Below are 5741 nucleotides of genomic sequence, written 5' to 3' on the forward strand. Positions count from 1 at the left end.
GACGGCGGCCCGCGAGGCGCAGGCCGCCGCCGAGACGCGCGCCGAGTCGGCCGATGCCGCGCTCGCCGCCCACGCGTGCCCGCCTGGACCAGCTGCGTTCCTCCGCCGCCTACCAGGCCGTCGAGCAACTGGCCGACCTGGAGCGGCTGGTGCGTACCTGCGAGCAGACCGCCCGGCAGGCGACCGCCGAGCGTGAGCGCCGTACGGCAGCCACCGGCCGCGCCCGCGCCGAGGCCGAACACGCCGCCCGGATCGCCGCCGAACTCGACGCCGCCGTCTCCCGCGATGCCGCCGCCGTCGCCGACCACGCCCACACCGCGGGCCTCCCCTGGACCCCGGCCGATGCCGAGCCCGCCCGGCTCGCCGCACGCTCAGCCGCGCTCGCCGCCGCCCGCCACGAAGGCGTCCGGGCGGTTCGCGCCGCCCAGCAGTCGGCACGCGGCGCCGAGCAGACCCGCGACCTCGCCCGGGTCTCCCTCGACCGCGCGCAGGAGGCCGTCGCCGCGGCTGAAACCGCCGAAACCGTTGCCGAGGCGGCCCTCGAATCCGCCCGCGAAGAGGCCCGTACCGTGCTCGGCCGGTGGGCGGAGGCGCACGGCACGCTCCTGGCCGAGGAGGACGCCCGCCGGCTCGCCGAAGCCCTCGAACTCACCGGTGAGGCCGACGCGGTCACGCTCGCCGACGCCTTCACCGAGGCCACCGCTCCCGCCGTCCAGGAACTGCGCGACACCCTCGCCGCCCTGCGCGCCCGGAGTGCCGAGGTCGAGCGCCGCCGCGCCGAGACGGAGGCCGAGCGCGACCGGATCGCCGCCGAGCACGACGACGCCCCGCCCCCGGCCCGCGGCCGGACCGCCGGGAGGGCGTCCGGGGACGGTGTGCCCCTGTGGCGACTCGTCTCGTTCGACAGCGAACTGACGGATCGTCAGCAAGGCGCTCTGGAAGCGGCGCTGGAGGCGTCCGGCCTCCTCGACGCCCTGGTCACCGCCGAGGACGTCCCCGTGGCGGCCGGGCACAGCGAGGGCTACCTCCGGGCCGGGACCCCGGTGAACGGCCCGAGCCTCGCCGACCTCCTGCGACCCGAGGTCCCCGAGGGCCCCGAGGGCGGCGCCGCGATCCCGGCCGCCCGTGTCACCGCCGTCCTGCGCTCCGTCGCCGTCACCGGCGACCTCGACACCGGGACCCCGCAGATCCGCCCGGACGGCCGGTACGCGGCCGGTGTCCTGGTCGGTGCCCACACCAAGGAGGACGCCGAGTACGTCGGCGCGACCGCCCGCGCCCGTCGGCGCGCCGCCCGGATCGCTGCCTGCGAGGCGCTCCTGGCCGAACTGGACTCCGAGCGAGACGAGTTGGGGGGCGCGCAGGCCCGTACGGACGCCGCCCTCGACGGGTACGCCGCCGCCCGCGCCGCCCTGCCCCGCACCGCCGGCATCACGCAGGCGCTGCGCGGACTCGACCGCGCCGCGGCGCGGCTGCGCGCCACCCGTGACGCCGGCGACGCGGCCCAGGGCTCGTACGACGAGTCGGTGGCCGCCTGTTCGGTCGCCGAGCGCGCCCTGCACCGCACCGCGGCCGAGCACGGCATCGGGACCGAGCGCGTCGACGTCGTGGAGACCGCCACCCGCGCCTTCGAGGCGGCGGTCCGCGAACTCGCCGCCCGCCGCCGCGAACACGCCCGCCAGACCGAGGCCGCCCAGGCGGGCGCCGACCGGCTCACCGCCGCCGCCGAGGACGAGGAGTCGGCGGCGGACACCGAGCGCGCGGCACGCCGCCGGCACGCCGAGGAGGCCGCGGGACTCGACGCGCTCCAAGCGGCCGTCGGGGCCGAGGCGCAGGAGGTGATGCGGCAGGTGCAGGAGGCCGAGGACGGGATCGACGCCCTGGTCCGGGAGGCCGAGGCGGCCCGCACCGCCCAGCACGCCGCGATCGCGGGCACCGCCGCGGCCGAGGCCCGCCGTACGGCCGCCGCCGAAGCCGGTGCGGTCGCCGCGGCGGAGGAGAAGGACACCGCCCGTGGCCTGCGCCCGTACGCCGCCCGCGAACTCCTCGACATCCTGCGCTGCCCGCCCGGCCTCGCCTGGCCCGCTCAGGAGGCCGACTGGACCGGCGAGGTACTCCCGCCGGCCGTGGCCGCCGTGCACGAGGCGATCCTGACCGCGACCCGCGACCTCACGCCCACCGAGAGCAGCCTCAAGCAGTCCGTCACCCGTCTCACCAGGGCCCTGGACGACCTGCAGGCGCAGCTCGCCGCCGCCGGACAGGACTACCGGCCCGAATGGGACGGCTCCGACGGGGTCATCCTCGTGCGCGTGGCCGACGAGGAGGGGCCGCTGCCCGTCGCCGCCTTCGCCCAGAAGATCTCCTCCCACCGCCGTGACCAGGCGGAACTGCTCTCCGAGTCCGAGCAGCGCATCTTGGAGGACGCCCTGCTCACCCGGCTCGCCCAGCAGATCCACGACCGTACGGTCGACGCCCGTGACCTGATCAGGCGCATGAACACCGACATGCGCAAGCGGACGATGTCGTCGGGGACGACGGTCGGGGTGAGCTGGCTGCTCGCCGATCATCTGGACGACGAGCAGCGTGCCGTCTGCTCCCTCCTCGACGCCGACGCCGTCCGCCTCGGTCCGGACGGTCTCGCCCGGGTGCGCGTCCACTTCGCCGCGCAGATCAAGACCGCCCGCGCCCGCCACCGCGACCAGCCCTACCGGGAACTGCTCGCCGAGGTCCTGGACTATCGGCGCTGGCGCCAGTTCGCGTTCCAGCTCGTACGCCCCGACAGGAGCGAGGAGCGGCTCACCCGCGCCCGGCACAGCCGGCTGTCGGGCGGCGAGCAGTCCGTGTCGCTGCACCTGCCGCTGTTCGCCGCCGCGCACGCCATGCTCAACTCCGCCGACCCGCACGCCCCGCGTCTGCTCGCCCTCGACGAGGCATTCGCGGGCGTGGACGACACCGGGCGCGGTGAACTCATGTCGCTGGCCGCGCAGTTCGACCTGGATCTGTTCATGACCGGCTACGACCTGTGGGCCGCCCACGCGTCGGTGTCCGCCGCCGCGCACTACGACCTCGCGCACACCGCCGTCGACCACACCGTCTCCGCCCTGCTGCTCGTCTGGGACGGTGCTCGGCTCCTCGCCGACGACACCGGCGACCTCACCACCGCCCTCGGCTCGCCGGGCACCCGGCGCGTCCCGACCTCCGAGGAGGCCGCGGTTGCCCCCTGAGCGCGAGCCGTCGGGCTTCGACGAGCTGCGGGGCGAGGGATGGACCCGGCTGCTGGCCGCCGCCCGTCGCCGGCTGGAGCGTACCGGCGGCGCGCTCGACGGCGACATCGGGCTCTCGGCGCCGGTCGAGGCCGAACGCCGCACCGTCATCGGCGTCACCGGCCGCTACCGGCCGGAGACCGTCAAGCGTCTCTCCGTACCCCTGCGCGAGCTGGACGGATACCTGTACGACCGTTACGGCACCGGTCTCCTCCAGACCCTCGGCCGGCTCCACGGTCCGCTGCGCGACCGGCCGGCCGAGCGTGCCGACGAGCAGGGCCGCCGGGACCGGGCATTGGAGTCGGCCCACTCCAGCCGACTCGCCCGGCAGGGATGGTTCGCGGCCTGGCTGGACCGGATCGCCGCCGACGGAACCCTCACCCGTCTCGTACGCCGGGGAGACGCGCCGCTCCTCGGCGCGGCGGTGCGTGTCCTGGAGAGGCTGACCGGTGACGTGGACGGCTCCGCGGGCTCCCCGAAGCCGGCGCCCGGTGTCCTGCCGCTCCCTGTTCTCGCCGAGTGGGCCACCGGCGACACCAAAGCCCTGGTGCCCGGCGCCCCGCTGGAACAGCTCGTCCTGCGGGCCCTGGCCCAGCGCGCCGGCGGCGGCTCGGAGGTACCGACCGACCGGGCCGGGCGGCGTGCCCTGTGGGAGAGCGCCGGCGCCATCGCCGACGACCTCGCCAGCCAGGTACTCGTCCTCAACATCGGCGCGGAGGGCGACACGGTGGTCTGCGACTGGCTGCGTGACGCCGCCGACTTCGGCATACCCTTCCGGCTCACCCTCCACCAGCTCGCCACCGACCCCGTCGTCCCCGCCGCCCGCACCGTCTTCGTCTGCGAGAACCCGGCCGTCCTGCGTGCCGCGGCCGGCGAACTGCGGGAGACCGGCGCCGCCCTGGTCTGCACCGAGGGCGTCCCGTCCGCCGCCTGCCACAAACTGCTCGGCGACGCCGTACGCGCCGGAGCCCGGCTGCACTGGCGTGCCGACTTCGACTGGGTCGGCCTGCGGATCACCGCGAACGCCATGGCCCGGCACGGCGCCCGACCCTGGCGGATGACCGCCGCCGACTACACGGCGGCACTCGGCGAGGGCGGGTCCACCCCGCTCGCGGGACCGCCCGCGCCCAGCCCCTGGGACCCCGGACTTGCCCTCTCGATGGCGGCGTCGGGCAGCACGGTCATGGAGGAACGCCTGCTGCCCGTACTCCTGTCCGACCTCACGCGTGCCTGAACCGACGACCGGCGGCCGACTCGATCCGTCGACCGGAGCACGTCGAAGCGCATGCACCGGCGAGCAGGCGCGGTACCCGAGCCCGTGGACGAGATCAGTTCGATCGCGTCCGTCGCCCCGCGTCCGTCGCCCCGCGTCAGTCGGCGTGTGGCGCAGTGTGTTTCGGTGACCTGCCGTTCCGGCACCGGAAGTTCGTCGAGGTCGAGGTCGAGGTCGAGGTCGAGGTCCAGGGCGAAGGTACGGCCGTCGGCCGGTGCGATGCGGAGCGTGCCCGGTCCGTACGCGCGCGTGCGCGGTTCTGCAGCCGCTCACGGTGGGTTCGGTGTGCAGGGCGGCTTCCCGGGCGCAAGGGTCCACGACCAGCTGGTCGGGATGCCGTGGCGGCCGTACTCCGCCGTGCAGTCGTCGTAGTCCTTGCGCGCCGAGGAGGTGGCGACGACCTCCGAGATCAGCAGAACGTCGTCGAAGCCGTAGCGCTTGCTCACCCGGCGCACGTCTTCGCGCAGGACGGCCAGGACGACCAGATCGCGGGCTGGGTTCTCGTCGGCCAGGACGCCGATGCGGACGTCGGAGGTGACCTTCGCATGACGGCCGAGTGCGGCAGCCGAGCCGATGATTCCGGCGGCTGCCGCGCGCAGGAGGCCAGCACGACGGTCGCGACCGCCAGCCCGCGATGGGTGGCCGCGAGCGCGGTGGCCACCCGGTACCGGCTCACCGACGCCCCGCCCGGGGCCCGCGCACGCACGCCGCGCACACCACCGCCGCGATCACCACGCCGGCGATCAGCTTCCCCAGCCTCTCGTCGGAGGAACGCCGCCGGCGCTGGGCACCGGACAGCACGGCGTCGCGGAGACGGCGGCGGCGGACGGAGACCGACTCGAGGAGTTGACTGTCGTAGTCCTGAGCTGTCACGGTCTTCGGCCGCCTGTCTCGCGGAGAACGTGGATCACGTCTCGAACTCGCCGACCCAGGCGCGCTGCAGAAGCGCCTTGGGCAGGTACGCGGACTCGACCTCGATCGGCATACCCGCGTCATAAGCCATGCAGGCGAGGGCGAGTGGACCGAGGGCGACCAGACCTTCGCCACTCAGGGAACGTGCGTCGTCGGCGGTCCAATAGTCTTTGTGCCGGGTGATGGCGTCGACCAGTGCCGCATTGAACTGTTCGGCTTCTTGCCGCTGGTAGCGGTGGAAGAGTTCAAGGGGCGGATACAGGATCTTCAGCATCAGCTCCTTGCCGGCGACCTGT

Annotated in this window: 5 protein-coding genes; 2 read left to right on the forward strand and 3 right to left on the reverse strand. The window is 75.0% G+C overall.

Annotated features, from left to right (window positions below; all coding sequences use genetic code 11):
• Positions 1–53: 53 nt before the first annotated feature.
• Positions 54–3221 (forward strand): SbcC/MukB-like Walker B domain-containing protein, encoded by a 3168-nt coding sequence (locus SZN_RS34940; protein ID WP_007504686.1) that lies wholly within the window; start codon positions 54–56, stop codon positions 3219–3221.
• Positions 3211–4494 carry a TIGR02679 family protein gene (locus tag SZN_RS34945; RefSeq protein WP_007504688.1) on the forward strand — a complete coding sequence of 428 codons (1284 nt, stop codon included), beginning with the start codon at positions 3211–3213 and terminating at the stop codon, positions 4492–4494. Before SZN_RS34940 ends, SZN_RS34945 begins: the two co-directional genes overlap by 11 nt.
• A gap of 308 nt (positions 4495–4802) precedes the next feature.
• Here the strand turns inward: SZN_RS34945 and SZN_RS43015 are convergent, their stop codons facing one another.
• The 3 genes from SZN_RS43015 to SZN_RS34960 all read right to left on the reverse strand — a co-directional run.
• Positions 4803–4979 carry a hypothetical protein gene (locus SZN_RS43015; RefSeq protein WP_007504690.1) on the reverse strand — a complete coding sequence of 59 codons (177 nt, stop codon included), beginning with the start codon at positions 4977–4979 and terminating at the stop codon, positions 4803–4805.
• A gap of 226 nt (positions 4980–5205) precedes the next feature.
• A complete protein-coding gene (locus SZN_RS34955; RefSeq protein WP_007504692.1) occupies positions 5206–5406 on the reverse strand; it encodes a hypothetical protein in 201 nt (66 codons plus the stop codon).
• Positions 5407–5440: 34 nt separating this feature from the next.
• A partial coding sequence (locus SZN_RS34960; protein WP_007504694.1) for an immunity 49 family protein occupies positions 5441–5741 on the reverse strand: 301 nt, incomplete at its 5' end.

Origin of the sequence: Streptomyces zinciresistens K42 (assembly GCF_000225525.1) — a bacterium.
Taxonomy (GTDB): domain Bacteria; phylum Actinomycetota; class Actinomycetes; order Streptomycetales; family Streptomycetaceae; genus Streptomyces; species Streptomyces zinciresistens.